At 71.5% G+C, this 20,220-nt stretch carries 19 protein-coding genes; 5 read left to right on the top strand and 14 right to left on the bottom strand.

Features of this window, described 5'->3' with window-relative positions; genetic code table 11:
* Positions 1-58: 58 nt before the first annotated feature.
* Positions 59-3,358 carry a protease pro-enzyme activation domain-containing protein gene (locus L3Q65_RS05705; RefSeq protein WP_237598955.1) on the top strand — a complete coding sequence of 1,100 codons (3,300 nt, stop codon included), beginning with the start codon at positions 59-61 and terminating at the stop codon, positions 3,356-3,358.
* Positions 3,359-3,401: 43 nt separating this feature from the next.
* Here the strand turns inward: L3Q65_RS05705 and L3Q65_RS05700 are convergent, their stop codons facing one another.
* A complete protein-coding gene (locus L3Q65_RS05700; RefSeq protein WP_182892015.1) occupies positions 3,402-4,319 on the bottom strand; it encodes an XRE family transcriptional regulator in 918 nt (305 codons plus the stop codon).
* A gap of 104 nt (positions 4,320-4,423) precedes the next feature.
* Positions 4,424-5,479, bottom strand: a complete 1,056-nt coding sequence (locus L3Q65_RS05695; protein WP_182892016.1) for a TetR/AcrR family transcriptional regulator — start codon at positions 5,477-5,479, stop codon at positions 4,424-4,426.
* A gap of 97 nt (positions 5,480-5,576) precedes the next feature.
* Here L3Q65_RS05695 and L3Q65_RS05690 point away from each other — a divergent pair, with 97 nt between their 5' ends.
* The 3 genes from L3Q65_RS05690 (at position 5,577) to L3Q65_RS05680 (ending at position 7,988) form a co-directional block, all read left to right on the top strand.
* The gene (locus L3Q65_RS05690) at positions 5,577-6,713 is read left to right on the top strand and encodes a cytochrome P450 (protein ID WP_182892017.1); all 1,137 of its coding nucleotides are present in this window, start codon (positions 5,577-5,579) and stop codon (positions 6,711-6,713) included.
* A gap of 88 nt (positions 6,714-6,801) precedes the next feature.
* The gene (locus tag L3Q65_RS05685) at positions 6,802-7,395 is read left to right on the top strand and encodes an HdeD family acid-resistance protein (RefSeq protein WP_182892018.1); all 594 of its coding nucleotides are present in this window, start codon (positions 6,802-6,804) and stop codon (positions 7,393-7,395) included.
* A gap of 44 nt (positions 7,396-7,439) precedes the next feature.
* On the top strand, positions 7,440-7,988 hold the full coding sequence (locus tag L3Q65_RS05680; protein ID WP_182892019.1) for a DUF6069 family protein: 549 nt from the start codon (positions 7,440-7,442) through the stop codon (positions 7,986-7,988).
* A gap of 1 nt (position 7,989) precedes the next feature.
* Here the strand turns inward: L3Q65_RS05680 and L3Q65_RS05675 are convergent, their stop codons facing one another.
* From L3Q65_RS05675 to L3Q65_RS05630, 10 genes are all read right to left on the bottom strand, one after another.
* Positions 7,990-8,781 carry a hypothetical protein gene (locus L3Q65_RS05675; protein WP_182892020.1) on the bottom strand — a complete coding sequence of 264 codons (792 nt, stop codon included), beginning with the start codon at positions 8,779-8,781 and terminating at the stop codon, positions 7,990-7,992.
* Entirely contained in the window at positions 8,778-8,957 is a 180-nt protein-coding gene (locus L3Q65_RS05670; RefSeq protein WP_182892021.1) for a hypothetical protein, read from the bottom strand. The genes L3Q65_RS05675 and L3Q65_RS05670 overlap by 4 nt, the downstream gene beginning before the upstream one ends.
* A gap of 20 nt (positions 8,958-8,977) precedes the next feature.
* Positions 8,978-10,432 (bottom strand): NADH-quinone oxidoreductase subunit C, encoded by a 1,455-nt coding sequence (locus L3Q65_RS05665; RefSeq protein WP_182892022.1) that lies wholly within the window; start codon positions 10,430-10,432, stop codon positions 8,978-8,980.
* On the bottom strand, positions 10,429-11,892 hold the full coding sequence (locus L3Q65_RS05660) for a proton-conducting transporter membrane subunit (RefSeq protein WP_237598954.1): 1,464 nt from the start codon (positions 11,890-11,892) through the stop codon (positions 10,429-10,431). The genes L3Q65_RS05665 and L3Q65_RS05660 overlap by 4 nt, the downstream gene beginning before the upstream one ends.
* Positions 11,892-12,530 carry a hypothetical protein gene (locus L3Q65_RS05655; RefSeq protein WP_182892024.1) on the bottom strand — a complete coding sequence of 213 codons (639 nt, stop codon included), beginning with the start codon at positions 12,528-12,530 and terminating at the stop codon, positions 11,892-11,894. Before L3Q65_RS05655 ends, L3Q65_RS05660 begins: the two co-directional genes overlap by 1 nt.
* Positions 12,527-13,489 carry a respiratory chain complex I subunit 1 family protein gene (locus L3Q65_RS05650; RefSeq protein WP_182892025.1) on the bottom strand — a complete coding sequence of 321 codons (963 nt, stop codon included), beginning with the start codon at positions 13,487-13,489 and terminating at the stop codon, positions 12,527-12,529. Before L3Q65_RS05650 ends, L3Q65_RS05655 begins: the two co-directional genes overlap by 4 nt.
* Entirely contained in the window at positions 13,486-15,486 is a 2,001-nt protein-coding gene (locus L3Q65_RS05645; protein WP_237598953.1) for a proton-conducting transporter membrane subunit, read from the bottom strand. Before L3Q65_RS05645 ends, L3Q65_RS05650 begins: the two co-directional genes overlap by 4 nt.
* Entirely contained in the window at positions 15,483-15,962 is a 480-nt protein-coding gene (locus tag L3Q65_RS05640; RefSeq protein WP_237598952.1) for an NADH-quinone oxidoreductase subunit B family protein, read from the bottom strand. Before L3Q65_RS05640 ends, L3Q65_RS05645 begins: the two co-directional genes overlap by 4 nt.
* Positions 15,963-15,995: 33 nt before the next feature.
* Positions 15,996-16,352 (bottom strand): helix-turn-helix transcriptional regulator, encoded by a 357-nt coding sequence (locus tag L3Q65_RS05635; RefSeq protein WP_182892028.1) that lies wholly within the window; start codon positions 16,350-16,352, stop codon positions 15,996-15,998.
* Between the two features lie 173 nt (positions 16,353-16,525).
* Positions 16,526-17,377, bottom strand: a complete 852-nt coding sequence (locus L3Q65_RS05630) for an NAD(P)H-binding protein (RefSeq protein WP_237598951.1) — start codon at positions 17,375-17,377, stop codon at positions 16,526-16,528.
* Positions 17,378-17,464: 87 nt separating this feature from the next.
* Here L3Q65_RS05630 and L3Q65_RS05625 point away from each other — a divergent pair, with 87 nt between their 5' ends.
* A complete protein-coding gene (locus L3Q65_RS05625; RefSeq protein ID WP_237598950.1) occupies positions 17,465-17,872 on the top strand; it encodes a helix-turn-helix domain-containing protein in 408 nt (135 codons plus the stop codon).
* Positions 17,873-18,114: 242 nt separating this feature from the next.
* Here the strand turns inward: L3Q65_RS05625 and L3Q65_RS05620 are convergent, their stop codons facing one another.
* Together L3Q65_RS05620 and L3Q65_RS05615 are read right to left on the bottom strand one after the other, a co-directional pair.
* The gene (locus L3Q65_RS05620) at positions 18,115-19,269 is read right to left on the bottom strand and encodes an acyl-CoA dehydrogenase family protein (RefSeq protein WP_182892031.1); all 1,155 of its coding nucleotides are present in this window, start codon (positions 19,267-19,269) and stop codon (positions 18,115-18,117) included.
* Between the two features lie 20 nt (positions 19,270-19,289).
* Positions 19,290-20,141 carry a 3-hydroxybutyryl-CoA dehydrogenase gene (locus L3Q65_RS05615; RefSeq protein ID WP_370648174.1) on the bottom strand — a complete coding sequence of 284 codons (852 nt, stop codon included), beginning with the start codon at positions 20,139-20,141 and terminating at the stop codon, positions 19,290-19,292.
* Positions 20,142-20,220: the final 79 nt, after the last annotated feature.

Here is a 20,220-nt window from a genome sequence, read left to right as displayed (position 1 = left end):
CCCCCGCCGCGGCTAGCCTTGGCCGGCTGTTTCTTCTCCGCTTCGCTTTGGAGGAATCGTGCTCCCTCGTTCCCTGTGGGCGAGACCGGCCGCCGCGGCAGCCGGTCTCGTCCTGACAGCCGCTCTGGCGATACCGGGTTCGGCTGCCGCCCAAGAGCCGCGGACGCCGTTGGCGCCCACCGGCTCCGCCCCGGCGGGCGCGCAGCGTCTCGGCGCCACCGATCCCGGCCGGGAAATCCCGATCGCGCTCTCGCTGCGTCCCCACGACGAAGCCGGGCTCGCCCAGTTCGTCGCCTCGGTCAGCGATCCGCGTTCGCCGGACTACCGGCATTTCCTGTCCAGCGCGGACTACACGGCCCGCTTCGCACCGCGCGAGTCCGATGTGGACGCTGCGAAGGCATACCTGGAGAAACAGGGCCTGCGGGTCACCGACGTCTCAGCCAACCGCCAGGTGGTCGACGCGGCCGGGACCGTCGAGCAGGTGGAGGCGGCGTTTGGCACGCGGCTCGGCGACTACGCCGACTCAGCCGGAAAGCACTTTTACGCCAGGGAATCCGCGCCGAGCGTGCCGTCGTCGGTCGCGAAGATCGTGCGCACGGTGACCGGCCTGACGAACCGGCCGATCGCGCACCGCGCGTCGTCCCCGGCGGGTCCCGGCGGCCCGGGCGGCGGCTACACCCCCGCCCAGTTCCGCACCGCCTACAGCATGAAGCAGCTTTCCGGTTCCTACGACGGATCCGGGCAGACGGTCGGGCTGATCGAGTTCGACTCGTTCAAGCAGTCCGACATCGACGCCTGGACGAACTACTTCAAGCAGCCCGCGGTCAAGCCCAAGGCGGTCCCGGTGGACGGCGGGGTTTCCCAGCCGGGCAGCGGGCAGTTGGAGGTGACGCTGGACATCCAGGCGGTCGCGGCCACCGCGCCCGGAGCGAGCCAGATCGTCTACGAGGCGCCGAACAGCGACAAAGCCTGGGTCGACGAGATGGCGAAAATCGCGAGCGACAACGAGATCACGATCCTGTCCGGCTCGTGGCTGCTCGGCGAGAAGTGCGAATCCGACCCGATCGCCGCGTCGCACGACTCCTACTCCCAGATGGTCGCCCAGGGCGTCACTCTGCTGTCGGCCTCCGGAGACTGGGGAGCCACCGGCTGCGGCTACAACGGCGACAACTCCACCGTGCAGGCCGACTACCCGGCCAGCGACCCGCTGTTCACCGGCGTCGGCGGCACGCAGCTGCGGACGAGCGACAGCGCGGGCACTTACCAGTCGGAGTCGTGCTGGAACCAGGGCGGCACCGGCAACACCCGCTCCGGCGGCGGGTATTCGGCGGTCTACGGCAAGCCGGACTGGCAGCCGGGCAGCAGCAAGTACCGTTCGGTGCCCGACGTCGCGCTCGACGCCGACTACGGGGCGGGCGCGCTTTCGGTGTACATGAACGGCGGCTGGCAGGACGTCGGCGGGACGAGCCTGTCCTCCCCGCTGTGGGCCGGCTATCTCGCGATGGTGAACCAGAAGGCGAAGAGCTCGGGCAAGAGCAATCTCGGCGCCATCAACCCGACGGTGTACTCGATCGCCCAGTCCGCGCAGTACTCCTCGGCCTTCCACGACGTCGTCTCCGGCAACAACGGCACCTACGACGCGGGCACCGGCTACGACCTGTGCACCGGCTGGGGCTCCATGCAGGGCGACAACCTGGCGGACCCGCTGATCAACGGCACGACGCCGCCCGCGGCCAACGACTTCTCCCTCGCCGCGGACCCGGCCTCGGTCAGCGTCGACCCGGGCAAGTCGGCGACCACGAAGATCACCACCAAGGTCGTCAAGGGCAGCGCGCAGAGCGTCGCGCTGTCGGCGAGCGGGCTTCCAGCCGGCGTCACGGCGACGTTCGACCCGCCCTCGGTGACCGCGGGCGGCACGTCCACCCTCACACTCGCGGCGTCGTCCTCAGCCTCACCAGGGCAGAACACCGTTACAGTGACGGGAAAAGCCACTGATGCCACGCACACGACGCCGGTCGCTTTGACGGTCAACGGTTCCGGCCAAGGCGATTTCTCCCTCAGCGTCGACCCGACGTCGGCGTCGGTCAACGCCGGGCAATCCGCCACGACCACCGTCTCGACGACCGCGGTGAACGGCGCCGCGCCCTCGGCGAGCCCGAGCGTGATCAACGGGCAGCCGACCACCGTCGCCAAGTACCCGTTCATCATTTCCGAGCACCGCACCGGCGGGGTGCGCCCGCAGGAGCAGTCCTGCACCGGCAGCGTGGTCGCCAAACGGGCGGTGCTGATCGCCGCGCACTGCAAGTTCGCCGACGGCGACCCGAAGTACCTGATCTACGGACGGGACGACCTGAACGACACGAGCAAGGGCACCCGGATCGAGATCGCGGAGTTCCGGATCCACCCGGACTACAGCCCGCAGAGCGACCAGGGCTGGCGCAACGGAAACGACGTCGCGATCATCTTCACGAAGACCGACATCCCCGTTCCGGCGGGCATGACCTACCCGAAGATCGCGTCCTCGGCCGACGACCTGCCGCTGGGCACCCAGGGCACGGCCATCGGCTACGGCAAGACCGACGCCAATGACGCCGGCAAGAACACCCAGCTGCGCGAGGTCGTGCTGCCCACAGTGGACGGTTCGAACTGCAGCACCATCGACTCGTCGGTGTTCAAGCCGCAGTACATGTTCTGCGACGGCTACGGCGACGGCAGCAAGGGCCTGTGCCAAGGCGACTCCGGCGGACCGTACTACTACAACGGCAAGATCTACGGGGTCTTCTCCTGGCTGCGCACCGACTGTGCGTCCTACAACGCGCACGGCAAGCTGTGGGGTTCGATGGGCGACTGGGCCAACCAGCAGATCGGCGCCACGCCTCCGTCCGGCGGCGACATCGCGTTGTCAGCGAGCGGATTGCCCGCCGGGGCGAGCGCGACGTTCGATCCGGCGTCGGTCAACGCGGGCGGTTCCGCGAAGCTGACGATCGCCACGAGCGCCTCCACGCCGCAGGGGACGTACAAGGTGACGATCACCGGCAAGAACGCCACGGCGAGCCACGACACCACGTTCACCCTCACCGTGCAGGGCGGTTCGTCCGGTCCGGTCACCGTGGCCGACCCGGGCTTCCAGGCGGTGCCGCACGGTTCGCCGGTGCACCTGGCGATGCGCGCCTCCGGCGGCACCGGCAGCTACTCCTGGAGCGCCACCGGACTGCCCTCGGGGCTGTCCATCGACCACGCCACCGGCGTGATCTCCGGGAACCCGCAGACCACCTCGGGTCTGCTGAGCTCGACGATCACCGCGACCGACACCTCCGGCACGGCGGGGAAGGCGCAGGTCTCCTGGTTCGTCTACTGACCGGGTGCGGAGGGGCTGGCCGGCGGTTTCCCGGGACCGCCGGTCAAGCCCATTCCCAGGCCAGGCCCGCGATGCCCGGCCGGACGTCGGTCAGCACCAGATGCGCGGTCCGCGAGGCCCCTATCCACAGCGGAGGCCCGGGGCGCCGCGGCGCCTGCACGCTGTTCTGGCGGAACGGCACGCAGGTGGCGGGCGGGGCGCCGGCGAACTCCGCCTGCAGCAGGTATTGCCGCACCGGGCGGGTGAAGCGGTGGTGGTAGAAGGTCAGTTCCGGGCCGGGCGGGTAGACCGCGGTGTACTCGAGCACGCTGCGCTCGCCCGTCGCGAGCCGCTGGTCCAGCAGCAGTTCGCAGACCGTCGCCCCGGCTTCCGGATCGACCCGGACCCGGCCGGGACGGCAGTACCGGACCTCGGCGGGCAGCGCCGGGGCGGACCGCTCGGCCCACAGGAACACCACGCACCGGTCGACCCGGTCGGCGGTGGCCTCCACCACGAGCCGGGTGTGCACCTTGGTCAGCCGCCGGTGCTCGTCGACCCGCAGGTGCTCGTGCACGTCGAGACGCCGCACCAGATTGTCCGGCGGCAGGTTCAGCTCCGCCAGCAACGGCCGGTGGCCCGGCCACAGCCGTTTGCGGTCGATGGCCTCCGGTTCCGCCGCCGCTCCCCTTCCCCGCGGCCGGGGCGGGCCGAGCAGCGCGACCAGCGATTCCGGCGGCAGGCCGAGCACCGCCTCCAGGGCCCGCACCGCACGCAGCGATTCGGCCCGTTCCGGACGGCTGCGGCCGTGGCGCCAGTAGCTCAGCGCCGCCCGGCTGACCCGCACTCCCCGCCCGGCGAGCCGCTGCCGGACCTGTTCGAGGCTCAGCCCCCGGACGTTCAGCGCGTGGTCGAGGACCTGCGCGAACGTGCCGTGCCGCAGCAGGCCGCGCAACTGCCGGTCCAGCGGAGCGATCTCGGCCATCGCCGCTCCTTTCGGCCGATCTTCGCTCCACTATCTGCCGCGGCGGCTGCCCTGTCCACCGACGTCGGAAGGGTTTAGGCGGCCCGGCAGCGGATTCCGCCGATTCATCCGGCGGGCACGGCGCCCGTCGCGGCGGCGTGGCAGGCGCCGAAGCCCTCCGCCCGCAGCAGAATGTGTCCATTGTGGACGCGGATAGCGGTCTCGGTCGCGTCGCTGACCGCCGAAACCCCGGCCGCGGCGGCCACCGCGCCGGTCTCGTCGACGATCACCCGCACGTCCGGCCACGCCGATTCCGGGCACGACCGCTTCAGCAGACCACGCAGATCCGCCAGCACCAGATTGGTCAACGGCACCAGCTCCCCCGGCTGACCCGTCACCACGACGAGCGTGACCTCTTCGGCCGCGCGCAAGGCTTCTTCCACCGCGGACAGCCGGTGCAGCCCGATCACCGCGACCACCCCGTCCCCGTCGATCCGCGCCGGACGCTCCCGCAGTGCGTCGAAAACCTCTGGCGGAGACCAGATTTCCCCGGCTGCTTTCGCCTGCGGCACGATCGGCGGCTCCGGCCAGGCGTCCGCGAGTCCCAGCGCGGGCAACGCCTCGCACGCGCGCACGACGTTGAACGGCTCCCCGAAACCGGGTGCCGCGGCGGCGAGCTGACTCGCCCCGTGCAGCATCGTCAGCGCCGCTTCCGCCACCCGCACCGACCGTCCGGACGACGGCGAAAGCCGCTCCAGCACCAGGCCGAGGACGATCGCGTCGAAGCGCAGCAACTGCGCGTACGGGCGGTGGGTGAGTTCGTCGGCGAGGATTTCCGGCAGCAGGTCGACGCCGAGCCGCGCGTCCGGATCGGTGGCCAGCGGCAGCCGGGCGACCCAGGCGCGGGCGAACGCGCCGAGCGCCTCGGCGGGCGTCAGGCCCGGGTCCGGTTCTGGCGGCTGGGCGGCGAACCGTTCCGCTTCGGCGGCGAGCACGGCGAAGTAGAGCGCGCGTTTGCCGGGGAAGTTGGAGTAGACCGCGCCGCGGGTCAGCTCGGCGCGCTCGGCGATCACGTCGATCTTGGCGTCGCGGAAGCCGCGTTCGGTGAACTCCTCGCGGGCGGCGGCCAGCACTTTCGCCCGGTTGCGCTCCTGCGTCTGCGCCCTGGTGAGCCGCGCCATCGTGAGTCCTCCCGGTCCGCTTCCTTGCCAAGATACCGCCACCATTCATATGATGAGATCATCTGAATTGAACATCTGGAGGTCTTCCTTGTCCCCCGTGCTCCCCGTTCCCGACCTCGACCTGACCGATCCCGCGGTCACGAGCGACCCGTTCACCGCCTACGGAGCCGCCCGCGAGCAGGGACCGCTGGCCAGACTGACCGGTCCCGGATTCCCGCCGATGTGGGTGCTGACCCGGCACGCCGAAGCCCGCGCGATGCTCACTGACCAGCGGTTCGCCTTGAGCGAGGCCAGCTATCAGCGTCCGGACGTCCCCGAGCACTGCCGCCCTTACCTGCGGACCATGCAGGAAATGGAAGGGGCGGAACACACCCGGCTGCGCCGGCTCGCCACGCCCGCGTTCGCCGCCCGCCGCGCGCTGGACTTCCGCCCCGAGATCGAGAAGATCGTCGCCCGGTACCTGGACGCGCTGCCCGCGGAAGGCCCGGTCGACCTGCTGGCGGAGTTCGCCCGGCCGCTGCCGATGGAGGTCATCTGCGCCCTGGTCGGCGTGCCGGACGCCGAACGGCCGCGCTGGCACGAATACGGCGCGGCGGTCGTGCAGGTGTCCGGAGACGAGTTCGCCGCCGCCGTGCCCGGGATCATCGACAGCTCGCGGACGCTGGTCGCGCATCCGGACAGCGCGATGCTGGCGCATCTGACGAGCGCGGGCCTGACCGAGACGGAAGCCGTCGCGCTGGTCTGGCAGCTCGTGCTGGCCGGGCAGACTCCGGCGAATTTCATCGCCAATTCCGTGGAAACCCTGCTGGCGCACCCGGATCAGCTCGAAGCGCTGCGCACGGAACCGGAGCTGTGGCCGGGCGCGATCGAGGAATTGATGCGCTGGTGCGGTTCGCAGCTGCTGACCATTCCCCGGCGGGCGACCGAAGACCTGGAATTGCACGGCGTGCGGATCCGCCAAGGCGAACCGGTCACCGCTTCGATCGCCGCGGCGAACCGGGACCCGCGCGTCTTCGCCGATCCGGACCGCTTCGACGTCCGCCGCTCGGCAGGCGCGCACCTCGGTTTCGCGCACGGGCCGCATTTCTGCCTCGGCGCGTCGTTCGCGAGGGTGCAGGCGGAGGCGGCGCTGACCGCGTTGCTGGACCGGTTCGCCGGATTGCGTGTCCTTGAGGCGAAGCGGGTACCCGACCCGGGAACGTGGCGGCTCGCCGGGCTGACGGTCGACTGGTAACGCCCTCGATCGGGTGAGGTCCCGGCGACGGCGCCCCGGTCCGGCTACCGTTTCGCCAGGTCAGCACGACACCCCCGGGAGGCACCCGATGTCCACGCCCATTCCGCCCGTCCTCGGCTTCGCGGTGCTCGATCCGCGGCGCGCGTGGCCGCTCGTGCTCACGCGCGGGATCCTGGGCGTCCTGTTCGGCGTGCTGGCGCTCGTGTGGCCGGGCATCACCGTGCTGGCGCTGGCTTTCCTGTTCGGGATCTACGTGCTGATCGACGCCGCCGGGGCGATCATGCAGGCATTCCGGCCGGGAGACGGCACGCACCGGATCGCGTACGCGCTGCTCGGCGTGCTGGGCCTGGTCGCCGGGATCATGACGCTGGTGTGGCCCGGGGTGACCGTGCTGGTGCTGGCGACGCTCGTCGGCGCGTGGGCGGTGGTCACCGGGATCATGGAAATCGTCGCCGCGATCCGGTTGCGCAAGCAGATCACCGGCGAGGCGTTCCTGATCGTGGCGGGCGCGCTTTCGGTGATCGCCGGGGTGCTCGTGCTGTTCCACCCGATCGCGGGCGCGTTCGGCGTCGCGCTGCTGATCGGGATTTACGCGGTCATTTACGGGGTAACCCTCGTGGTCCTGTCATTCCGGTTGCGTTCGCTGGCGAAATCCGCAGACCCGGCGAACCAGCCGAACTAGCGGGACAATCGGCAGCGACCGGTTTTGCGACGGAGGGACCGCTGATGGCGCAGCACTACCCCGGCGACTACGGGGAGGACACCCGGCCAGGCATCGACGCGGCGAGGCTGTGGGCGGGCGGCGTGGCCACCGCGGTGGTCGCGGCGCTCGTGGCGGTAGTGGGCCTGCTGATCGCGCGAGGGATTTTCGACGTGCCCGTGCTCGCCCCGAAAGGCGATGGCCTGTGGGGCAAAGCGAGCACGCCGACATACGCGATCTCCGCCGCCGCTGTCGCGCTGCTGGCGACCGGGCTGATGCACCTGCTGAGCGTGGCGACACCTGCGCCGGGCCAGTTCTTCGGGTGGATCATGGTGCTGGTCACGGCGATCGCGGTGGTCCTGCCGCTTACTTTGACGGTGGGCATGGAGGCGAAGATCGCCACCGCGGCGATCAACCTGGTGATCGGCTTGGTGATCGCTTCGCTGGTGAGCAGCATGGCGGCCAGTGCGCGGACGTTGCACCGGCGGAAGCGGAGCAGCCGGGCGGAGCAGCAGCCGCCTCCTCCGCCTACCCGGCAGTGGCCGGAGGGTCCGACCACGTACTACGACCGCTGAGCTAACGCTGCCGAGGCGGCCGCAACGCCTCTTCGATCGCGTCGGACACCCGCGCCGCCAAATCCGGATCCGACAGTTCCGGCAGCAGCCGGTCCACCGGTGCCAGCGTCGTCAACGCGTGCGCGCACGCCCGGTGCACGTCCAGCTGATACAGCGGATCGTTCACCGGCCGCGCGACCAGCCCTCGCCGCGACGCCGCGAACAGTCCGGGCAGCGGCAGCAGTCCCGCGCTTCGGTCCGGCGCCACCAGCAGCGACCCGCCGAGGTCTCCCGCCGCGTCGACCACCACGGTCGCGTTTCGCGCGACCTCGGCCAGCGGGTACCCGGCCGCGTCGGAACGCCGCCAGGCCACGACGTCCCCCACCCCGGACGCGACCAGCAGCGGCACCAGCAGCGGCATCGCGTCCGCGCCGGCCACCACCACCTTCGCGGCGAACGGCGCGACGTGCAGCCTGCGCGACCGGATCAGCACGGCGGCGGCCAGCACGATGCCCGACGTTTCCTCCTCGGTGATCACCGGAATCCCGCCGCCCGCGGCGATGTCCCGTTGCGCCGCACGGGCTTTCGCCGGGTCCGCCCCGGTCAGGTACACCGCTTCGACCTCGCTCGGCAACGACCGCAGCGCGGCCGACAGTTCGCCCGCGTTCCGCGAGCGCACCGCGAACGCCGACGCCGGTGTGCCGGTGTGCTCCCGGATCGCCCGCGCGTCGGCGCGCAGCAGCGCCAGCGAGGGTTCCGGCTCGTCCGGCGCGCTGTCCCCGACCACCGCCAGCCCGGCCCGCAGCCCGTTCACCGGCCGGTCTCGCCCGCGTCCGGGCCGTCGAGGTCGACTCCGTTGTGCCGCGCGATTTCCCGCAGCTCCGCGAGCCGTGCGCGGTGGCTGTCCGACTCTTCCTCGCCCGCGGTCTCCAGCGCCTGGCGCGCCGCCGCGACGCCCCGCTTCAGTTCCCGCACGAATTCACTCGGCATACTGCCTCCGGTCGATGGGTTCACAGGTCGTTGCCCGCGTACGAGAGGTTGAAACTCTTGTTGACGAGCGGGAAATCCGGGACGATCGTGTCCACGAGCGCCACCGGCAGCGCGGGCCAGTTGAAGAAGCTCGGGTCGACGGCTTTGACGCGGCTCAGCACCCCGCCGGAGAGTTCGACCCGGTGCACGATCGTGCCGCGCCAGCCCTCGGCCACCCCGGCCCCGGACCCCGAACCGGCGGGATCCGCCGTCTCCGACCGGCTGCCCAGCGACCCGGTGAGCCGTTCCACGAGCGCCGCCGAGTGGGCGATTTCCTCGGCCCGCACCAGGAACCGGGACAGGACGTCGCCGTCGGTCCGCGCGTGCCGCACCGGTTCGCCCAGATCGAGGAACGGGTGCTCGTACCGCGCGTCGCGGCGGAGGCCGCTGGCCCGCGCGACGTATCCGAGCGTCCCCAGGTCCGCCGCCTGCCGCGGCGAAAGCACCGCCGTGCCCGCGAATCGGTCGCGGACCACGGAATGGTCGAGCGCCAGCTGCGCGATCTCCCCGGCTTCGGCGGCCAGCGCCCGCACTTTCGCCGTGTCCGGCAGCCGGGCGAGCCGGGCCCCGCCGAGCCGGACGCCGCCGCGCAGGAGCCGGTGCCCGGTGACTTCCTCGTTGTGCCGCAACAGTTTCTCCCGCACTGTCTGCGCGTGCGAGTTCAGCACCGAGTGCCCGACGTCGTTGCACAGCGCGCCGAGATCGGCCACGTGGTTGTGGATCCGTTCCAGTTCCAGCAGAACAGCCCTGACCCGCGCGGCGTCCGCGGACACCTCCCGGCCCTGCGCGTCTTCCACGGCGAGGCAATAGGCCAGCGCGTGCCCGACCGCGGTGTCGCCGCTGATCCGTTCGGCCAGCTCGATCCCGGCGCCGGGCTCCCGGCCGGAGAACAGCGCCTCCAGTCCCTTGTGGACGAACCACAGCCGGGCCTTGAGGTTCAGGATCGTCTCGCCCGACACGGAGAACCGGAAGTGTCCCGGCTCGATCATCCCGGCGTGCACCGGGCCGACCGGGATCTCCGACACCCCGGCCCCTTCCACCGCGCGGAACGGATACGGCCCGTCGGCCTCGCCGAACTCCGGCGGCGCACCGGCTCCGGACCGCATCGGATACCAGCCCCGCGGCCAGTGGAAATGCCGGACCAGCCTGCGCGGCAACGGATGGCCGTCGGGCACGATGCCGAACAGGTCCCGCATCTCGCGCTCGAACCGGCCCGCCGGGAACGACAGCCGGGCCAAGCTCGGCAGCCTCGGGCCGGCTGCCGGGAGCGGCACGTGCACTTCGGCCCGGCGGTCCCCTTCGGCCAGGAACAGATACACCGCGCGCAGCCGGTCGCCGTCGTCGTGCCCGGACACGAGCGCGACCCGGAACCCCTCCGTCAGCAACGATTCCGCCGCCGCGGGCAGCTCCGCGGGAGTCGCTTCCCGTACGTTCACGAGGCCCCTCCCCCGGCCGACGCCGCCGCGTGCAGCAACGAGGACAGCGGACCGGTCCAGAACCCGAGCACCGCCCCGGCCACGAGCGGCACCGCCAGTGCGACCCGGGTCGCACGCGGCACCGTCACCGGAGCACGCGCCGCACCGGGGCCGCCGGGCGGGTCGCCCAGCAGCATCCGCGTCGTGTGCCCGGCCAGCGCCGCCGCGACCACCAGCACCAGGACCAGGACGATCGCCGTCGCCCAGCCGAGACCGCCGGCGAAACCGGCGCGGGCAAGCCCCAGTTCGCTCGCGAACAGGCTGAACGGCGGCATCCCGGCCAGCGCCAGCACTCCGGCGCCGAGACAGCCCGCGAGCACCGGCCCGCGCGCGGCCAGCCCGCGCACCCGGTCGATCCGGCTCGTGCCGGTCCCCTGCGCGACCCGGCCCGCGCCCAGGAACAGCACCGCCTTGACCAGGCCGTGGCCGAGCACGTGCACCAGCACCGCCGCCGTCGCGACCGGACCGCCGACCGCCGCGCCGAACGACACCAGCCCGAGGTGCTCGATGCTGGAATAGGCCAGCATCCGCTTGTAATCGCGTTGCGCCAGCAGCAAAGTCGCGGCCACGAGGAGCGACGCGAGCGCCATCACGGTCAGCAGGCCGCGGGCGAACCCGGCGCCGAGCGCGGCGTCGGAGACCACCTTCACCCGGAGCACGGCGTAGAACGCGACGGCGAGCAGCACCCCGGACATCAGCGCCGACACCGGTGCGGGCGCTTGCGAATGCGCGTCCGGCAGCCAGGCGTGCAGCGGGGCCAGCCCCGCCTTCGCCCCGAATCCGAGCACCAGCAGCGTGACCGCGATCCGCGTGACGCCGCTGTCGAGGCCGCTCGCCCCGGCCGCCAGCCCGGCCAGATCGAGGCCGCCCCCGGCGTGTCCGGACGCGTATCCGAGCAGCAGCGTGCCCAGCAGCGCCAGTGCGAGCCCGGCCGAGCAGATCACCACGTACTTCCACGCCGCCTCGACCGCGGTCCGGGTGCGGCTCTGTCCGACGAGGAACGCGGTCACGACCGTCGTCGCTTCGATCGACACCCACAGCAGGCCGAGGTTGGCGGCGAGGACGGCGAGCGTCATCGCGGCGAGGAACAGGTGGACCAGCAGGCCGTGCCTCGCCGCCGTGCGCTCGGTCGCGCGGCCCGCCGCTGTTTCGGCCGCGAAATGCCCCGGCGTCGCCAGCGTCGCCGGAACCGCGACCGCGCTGATCACCACCAGCAGGAACGCCGACAACGCGTCGGCCCGAAGCAGCCCGCCCAGCGCGCTGACCGGACCGGTCCGCACCACTGTCGTGGCCAGCGCGATCGCCGCGGCGAGGCTCACGAGCGCACTCGCCGCGCCCGCCCACAGCATGCCGCGCCGCCACGCGGGCACCAGGAAGCCCAGCGCCGTCACCGCGGGCACCGCCAAGACCAGGATCGCCATCAGTCGCGCAACTCCCGCAGCTCGCCGAGGTCCGTGCCGCCGAACAGCTGCCGCATCCGGCCGGACAGGATCTGCAGCACGAGGACCGCCAGCAGCACGTCCAGCGACACCCCGATTTCCACGAGCAGCCCCGGATCGGCGCCGAGCAGCAGGCCGGTCGCGGTGATCCCGTTGTCCAGCACGAGGAATCCGACGAGCTGGGACACCGCCCGCCGCCGGGTCACCAGCACGAAGAACCCGATCAGGACCACGGTCAGGCCGACCGGCGCGGCCGCCGACGCCGGAGAAGGATCGAGTTCCACGAGCGGCCGCGACACGGCGTACGCGACGAGTGCCAGCAAAGCGGCCGACAGCAAGGAAGCCGTCACGTTCACGACCGGACGCGTCTCGCGTCGGTCCGGCCCCTGGCGCGCGGTCATCCGCCGCACCAGCCACGGGAGGACACCGGCGCGCAGGATCAGCAGCCCTGCCGCGGTCAGCGCCGCCTCGACCGAGCCCGCGAGCACCGCGGCCACCCCCGCCAGCGCGCAGCCCTGCACCGCGAGCACCCGCACGAGAACCGGAAGCTCGCGCCTCCACAGCACCAGCACCGCGGTCAGCAGGAACACCCCGCAGACCAGGTAGAGCAGTTCGGTCACGACACCCCTCCCGGCAGGACGAAGGACGCCGCCACCGCCAGCAACGCGAGCAGGAACGAGCCCGCGAGCAGCTCCGGAACCCGGAACAGCCGCAGCTTCGCGAAAAACACCTCGGCCGCCGCGAGCGCCGCACCCAGCAGTCCGACCTTCGCCGCGAACGCCGCGGCCCCGGCGAGCAGCGCGGGCAGCGACGCCGACGTCGCGATCCCCCACGGCACGAACAGATTGGCCAGCAGGCCGAGGAACACTGTCAGCCGCATCGAGGACGCGAGTTCGACCAGCGCGAGGTCCGGTCCGGCGTACTCCAGCACCATCGCCTCGTGCACCATCGTCAGCTCGAGGTGCGTGGCCGGGTTGTCGACCGGCAGCCGCCCGGTCTCCGCGACCGTCACGATCGCCAGCGCGACCGCGGCCAGCAGGCTCACCGGCGAACCGACCCGCGCCGGATCGTCCACTGTGGACGAGACGATCGCGGCGAGGTCGGTGCTGCCCGCCCGCGCGGACAGCGCCAGGATCGCGACCAGGAGCGTCGGCTCGACCAGCGCGATGACGGTGATCTCCCGGCTCGCGCCCATCCCGCCGAACGCGGTGCCGGTGTCGAGCGCGGCGAGCGCGAGCGCGACCGTGCCGAGGGCAAGCAGCGCGACCACCGCGAAGAGGTCGGCCACCGGCGGCAGCGCCGACGCCGTGGTGACGAACGGGGCCGCGAACGCGACCAGCAGCGTCGTCGCCGTCAGCAGGACCGGCGCGGTCCGGAAAACCTGGCCGGTGCCCCGCGGCGTCAGCGATTCCTTGCGCCGCACCAGTTTCCGGAGGTCGCGCCACGGCTGGCCCGCCCCGGCTCCGGCCCGCCCCTCCAGCCGGGCCCGGACCTGCCGCATCAGGCCGGTCAGCACCGGCGCTCCGGTGACCACGAGCACTGTCTGCACGACCGCTCCGGCGGCGGCGAACCCGGTCATCGCGTCACCGCCAGCACGATCAGCGCGAGAACCACCGCGGAGAAGCCGTAGCCGAGGTACCGGTGCACGCTGCCGGTGGCCAGCCTCCGCCCGGCGCGGCCCCACGTCGCGAATGCGGCGAGGACCGGCCGGTACAGCACTCGTTCGATCCGGTCCGGCACCTCCCGGCGGTAGGCGACCTGGCGCACGAGGTAACGGGCTTCGTCGTAGTGGCCGACGTCCACGTCGGTCTCCGGGCGCACCACGTTGTCGAAAACCCGTTGCAGCGGTTCGGCGAACGACGTCGCGGTGTACTCCGCCCTGGCCGTCGCGGGACCGCCGCCGCAGTCCCAGAGCCGCGCTTCCCGGCGCGCCCGGCTCGACGCGAGCATCCGCACCGTCGCGACCACGAGCAGCGCGCCGCCGAGCAGGCCGCCGGTGATCAGCAACGGCGAAACCGTGCCCGCGACACCGTTCAGCCGCACGGTGAGCAGGTCGCGCGCGGCCGGATCGCCGAAGCCCGCCGCCGCGCCGACCGCGGGCAACACCAGCGTGGGAAACAGCGCGGGCACCACGCACGCCACCGCCGCGATACCCATGCCGACGAGCATCGCCGCCGGGCTTTCGTGCGCCCGCTCCGCTCCGGCGCCGCGCGGTTTCGCGAGGAACCCGATGCCGAACGCCTTGACGAACGTCGCCACCGCAAGGCCGGCGGTGAGCGCGACAGCGGCCATCGTGAGCGGCATCGCGACCGCGGTGACCACTCCCGCTGCCGGGAGACCGTGCACCAAAGCCTGCAGCAGCAACCATTCCGACACGAAAGCCGTGCCGGGCGGCAACGCCGAGGCGGCCAGCGCGCCGAGTCCGAACAGGCCGGTGGTCCACGGCATCCGGCCGCGCAGGCCGCCGAGCGCGTCGAGGTCTCCGGTGCCGGTCGCGTGGACCACCGATCCGGCGGCGAGGAACAACAGGGTCTTGAACGCGGCGTGCCCCACGATGTGCAGCAACGCGGCGGCCAGCGCCAGCCCCGCCGCGACCCGGTCGCCGGCGGACGCGAGCAGCCCGGCCGCGCCGATCCCGGCGAAGACCAGCCCGAGGTTCTCCGTGGTCGAATACCCCAGCAGCCGCTTGAGATCTGACGCCATGACCGCCTGGAGGATCCCGTACCCCGCCGAGCCCGCGCCCAGCGCGAGCACGACGACCCACCACCAGCGCGGCCCGCCGCCGAGGAGGTCGAACCCGACGCGGAGCACGCCGTACGCGCCGAGATTGACCATCGCCGCCGACATCAGCGCGGACACGTGGCTCGGCGCCTCCGGATGCGCGCGCGGCAGCCAGGCGTGCAGCGGCACGATCCCGGCCTTCGAACCGAACCCGGCCAGCACGAGCAGGAAGATCGCACTCGCCGCGGCCGGCGGCGGGGAAGCGGCGCGCAATGCCGCGAAACTGTCGCCGCCGGCGAGCGCGGCGAACCAGAGCAGTCCGATGAGGACAGTCACGAACCCGAGGTGCGTCATGACCGCGTACCACCGGCCCGCCGACGCGACCGCGGGCCGCAGCCGGTGCTCGGCCAGCAGCAGCACCAGCGACGTGACCGCCATCAGCTCCCAGCACGCCAGGAAGGTCCCGACCGAGGCCGCCGCGGGCACGAGCAGCATCGCCACCACGAACAGCGGCTGCACCGCCTGCACCGTGCGGGCGCGCAGCCCGTTTCGCGCGTAACCGATCCCGTACAGTCCCGCCGCGATCGCCGCTCCGCCGGCGACTGCCGTGAACAGCCCGCCCGTCCGGTCCAGCTCGAGCGAAAACCCGGACAACGGAAGCAGCCACGGGAACCCGGCGTGCGCGGTCTGCCCGGCGAGAGCCGCCGCACCCGCCGCGACCCCGGCCGCACCCGCGAGCATCGTGCCGATTCCGGACACGAGCGTCCGGGCCTTGGCGGGCGCCACGAGGCACACCAGCGCTGCCGCCGCGCCGCTCCCCACCGCCGTCCCGAGCCCTGCCGCCGCGAGGTTCACCGGCCGGTCAGCTTTCGCACCGCCTCGACGATCGCCTCGGGCCGAGGCGGGCAGCCAGGCACTTCGAGGTCGACCGGCACGACGTCGCGCACCGGGCCGGTCACGCCGTAAGCACCGGCGAACACGCCGCAGTTCCGCGCGCAGTCCCCGATCGCCACGACCGTCCGCGGCCGCGGCACGGCCTCGTACGTGCGCTTCAACGGCTCCGTCATGTTGCGCGTGACCGGTCCGGTGACCAGCAGCCCGTCCGCGTGCCGCGGCGACGCGACCAGCCGCGCGCCGTATCGCTCCGCGTCGTAGACCGCGCCGAACGCCGCACCGATCTCGATCTCGCAGCCGTTGCACGATCCCGCGTCCACGTGCCGCAACTGGACCGAACCGCCGAGTTCACGCGCTCGCGGCAACGGCTCCGGCCGCGGCGGCGCGGGTTCGGCGGTCCGTCCCGTCCGGCGGATCGCACGCCACAGCCTCAACACCGCGCACCACCGGCGCGCCAGGCCCCGCGCACGTCAATGCTCCGCGGGGCGCGTGCTGCCGGCCTGCGCGGTACGCAGGTCGTCGAGCAGCTCGACCTGCCCGGACAGCACACCGGTCAGGATTTCGCGCGCCACCGCCATCAGCTCCGCGACCTGCGGGCTGATCAGCGAGTAGTAGACGCTCGACCCTTCCTTGCGCGTGGTGACCAGCCCCATCCGGCGCAGGACCGCCAGCTGCTGCGACAGGTTCGCCGGTTCGATGCCGACCTCGGGCAGCATCTCCGCGACGGCGTGCTCGCGCTGGGACAGCAGTTCCAGCACCCGGATCCGGGCCGGATGGCCGAGCGTCTTGAAGAACTCGGCTTTCAGCTGGTAGAGCGGCTTGCTCACCGCGCCTCCTTCGGTCCGGGCCCGCCCGCGGACGGGCTGGAAGGGTTCAGCAATTGCGAATATTAGCAATTGCTGAACCCATGCCGCGACGGGGTGCGACAGCGGCTCCGGACCGGTCCGCCCCTCGTGCGACCGTGTGCCGGGCGAGCGTCCGCGCGATCCCGCCCCCTGCCTCACCGCTCCGCAGGAGCGAACTCGGCCGCGTGATCGGCCACCCACTGGGCGAAAGTCCGTGCCGGAACCCCCGTGACGTCTTCCACCGTCGTCGTCGGCCGATCGGGTTCGCGACCGGCCAAGCGGGCGAACGCGTCGAGCATGGCGTCCGCGTACTTCGCCGGAATCCGCCGGAGGAGAAGCTCGCGCGCGACCTCCCGCGGCACCTCCTCCCAGCGAGTCTCCCGGCCGATCACCTCGCCGATCACCCGAACCTGCTCGACCTGCGTGAGCGCCGCGGCACCGGTGAGGTCGTACTTCGCGCCGGCATGTCCCTCGGAAGTCAGCGCGGTCACCGCGACCGCCGCCATGTCGGCTTCGTGGATGAGCGTGGAGTAAACCGAACCGTAAGCCCCGCGAACGACGCCGTCCTCGCGAATCTGCGATGCCCAGCCAAGGGTGTTGGTCGCGAATCCGTGCGGCTGAAGGAACGTCCACTCCAGACTGGTGCGCTCGATCGCCTCCTCCACCGCACGATGGACCTGGCTGATCGCGTCGTGCGAATCCCCGCGCGCCGCGGCCGACGAGAGCAGAACCAGCCGACGAGCGCCGGCAGCGACAGTGTCCGCGATCGCCTCGGCCGGATCGCCGGAAATCAACGGCCACATCAAGAAAACCGAGTCCACCCCCCGCAACGCGGCGCGCAGGCTGTCCAGATCGGACAGATCACCGGGAACGACTTCGATGCCGCTGGGCAAATCGGCGTTCTCCGGCCGCCGCGCCAACGCGCGTACCGGAAGCCCGCGCCCGGCCAACTGAACAGCCACCTGACGGCCGACGTTGCCGGTAGCTCCGATCACCAAACTGGTCACGGGAATACCTCCTTGTGTCGCAGTGAAGCTCACCGTAGGTTCTGGGCTAACTTCTGGTAAGTACGCACCCTGGGGTAAGCTCCGGACATGGGAGTAGGCACCGAGGCAGGACGCCGCGCCGCCGCGGACCCGGGTGACGCGTTCAATAGCGACTGCCCCGGCCGGACGGTGCTCGACCACGTGTGCAGCCGCTGGGGCACGCTGATCCTGCTCTCCTTGCGCGATCGACCGGCGCGCTTCTACGAACTGCGCGACACGATCGGCGGGATCAGCGAGAAGATGCTGTCGCAGAACCTGCGCACTCTGACGCGTGACGGCTTGCTCCATCGCGAGGTGGAGCCTGCGACGCCGCCCAAGGTGACGTACTCGCTCACGGAGCTTGGGCAGGAGCTGGCTACGCCGTTGGCGGGTCTGCTGGATTGGGTCCGGGCGCGGGCGGTGGATGTGGTCAAGGCGCAGCGGCGGCATGATCGGCAGCACAAGCCAGCGTCGTGATCCACGGCGGCAGAAAGCCCAGGCCGGTTACCGAAGCGGTAGCGCGACATTGGGGTTTCTCAGCAGCGGTGGCGGGTGGCTTCGCTGCGGCGATGTGCGGCACCGGCCGAGTTGCGGGGCACCGGTGAAGCACGTGAGGGGAACCCTGAGGGAATCCGATTCCCTGGGGTTCCCCTCACGTACTTGCGCTCCCTGCAGATCACCGCGCCGCTCAAGAACGCGAAACCAAAGCCCGAAGGATCTCAGCCCTTCAGCAACTGCCGAGCCATCACCAGGCGCTGGATCTGGTTCGTGCCCTCGTAAATCTGGGTGATCTTCGCGTCCCGCATCATGCGCTCCAGCGGGAAGTCGCGCGTGTACCCGTACCCGCCCAGCAGCTGGACCGCATCCGTGGTCACGCTCATCGCCACATCCGACGCGTGGCACTTGGCCGCCGCGCCGAAGAACGACAGGTCGTCATCGCCGCGTTCGGACTTCGCGGCAGCGGTGTACACCATCTGGCGCGCCGTCTCGACTGCCATCGCCATGTCCGCCAGCATGAACTGGATTCCCTGGAAATCCGCGATGTGCTTGCCGAACTGCTTGCGCTCCTTGACGTACCCCAGCGCGTGGTCCAGCGCGCCCTGCGCGATGCCGACGGCCTGCGCGGCGATCGTCACCCGGGTGTGGTCGAGCGTCTTCAGCGCGATTTTCAGGCCCTGGCCCGGCTCGCCGACCATGCGGTCGCCCGGGATGCGGACCTGGTCGAACAGCAGTTCACGCGTCGGCGAGCCCTTGATGCCCAGTTTCTTTTCCTTGGCACCGAAGGAAAAGCCCGGGTCGGACTTCTCGACGACGAAGGCGCTCACGTTGGCTCCGCGGCGACCGTCGGGGTCGGTTACCGCCAGAACCGTGTAGTACTCGGAGAAGCCTGCGTTGGTGATCCAGGACTTCTGTCCATTCAGGATCCAGTCATCGCCGGAAGGGGTGGCACGGCACCGCATCGAGGCGGTGTCCGATCCTGCGTCGCGTTCGGACAGTCCATACGAGAATCCTGCTTCGCCCGACGCCAGCGGGGGCAGGTACTTCGCCTTGACGTCCTCGTTCGCGGCCAGGATCAGCGGCATGCTGCCGAGTTTGTTCACCGCGGGGATGAGCGAGGACGAAGCGCACACGCGCGCCACTTCCTCGATCACGATGCAGGTGGCCAGCGCGTCGGCACCGGCGCCGCCGTACTGCTCCGGGACGTGCGGGGCGTGGAAGTCCGAGGCGACCAATGCGTCGTAGGACGCCTTGGGGAATTCTTCGCGCTCGTCGGCCTCCGCGGCGTGCGGGGCGATCTGCTCTTCGGCGACCGCGCGCACGGCCTCGCGGATCGCTTCGTGGTCTTCGTTGATCTTGAACAGGTCGAAGCTCATCGGATTCTCCTCGCCGGAACTCAGTAGGTGTAGAAGCCGCGGCCGGTTTTGCGGCCCAGCAGGCCGGCGTCGACCATGCGGGCCAGCAGCGGCGGCGGCGCGTACAGCGGCTCCTTGAACTCCTCGTACAGCGATTCCGCGACCGCCTTCGTGGTGTCCAGGCCGATCAGGTCGGCCAGCGCGAGCGGGCCCTGCGGGTGCGCGGCACCGCGCACGAGACCCTCGTCGATGGCTTCCTTCGTCGCGAAACCCGACTCCAGCATGCGCACCGCGGCGAGAATGAACGGGATCAGCAGCGCGTTCACCACGAATCCGGCGCGGTCCTGGCACAGGATGGCGTGCTTGCCGAGAGTCTCCTCGGCGAACTTGCGCGCGCGGTCGGTGGTCTCGTCGCCGGTGAGCAGGCTCGGCACCAGTTCGACCAGCGGCAGCACCGGGACCGGGTTGAAGAAGTGGATGCCGAGGACCTGCGCGGGACGCTCGGTCGCGGTGCCGAGCTTCATGATCGGGATCGACGACGTGTTGGACGCGAGCACCGCGTCCGGCGCGGCGACGATCTTGTCCAGCTTCGCGAACAGCTCCGCCTTGACCGCCTCGTTCTCGACGATCGCCTCGACGACGAGCGTGCGGTCGGCAAGGTCGTCGAGGTTCTCGGTGATCCGGATCCGCTCCAGCACGCCGGCCGCGGACGCGATCTTGCCCTTGCGCTCGGCCCGCCCCAGCGACGCCTCCAGCCGCGCCCGGCCCGCGTCGGCGGCCGCCCGGCTCGATTCGACCGCCACGACGTCCAGGCCGGCCCGGGCGCACACCTCGGCGATCCCCGCCCCCATCTGGCCGCAGCCGACCACGCCGACGAGCTCCACGTGCCTCACCCATCCCTCCGGTACTTGGTTTCATGATAACGGTACTCAGTACCGGCGAGTAGGCGAGAGCGGGGTGGCCCACCTCACC

Origin of the sequence: Amycolatopsis sp. FU40 (genome assembly GCF_021903635.1) — a bacterium.
Taxonomy (GTDB): domain Bacteria; phylum Actinomycetota; class Actinomycetes; order Mycobacteriales; family Pseudonocardiaceae; genus Amycolatopsis; species Amycolatopsis dendrobii.
The sequence above is the reverse complement of the archived record's forward strand: the minus strand, read 5'-3'. Positions and strand labels throughout refer to the sequence as shown.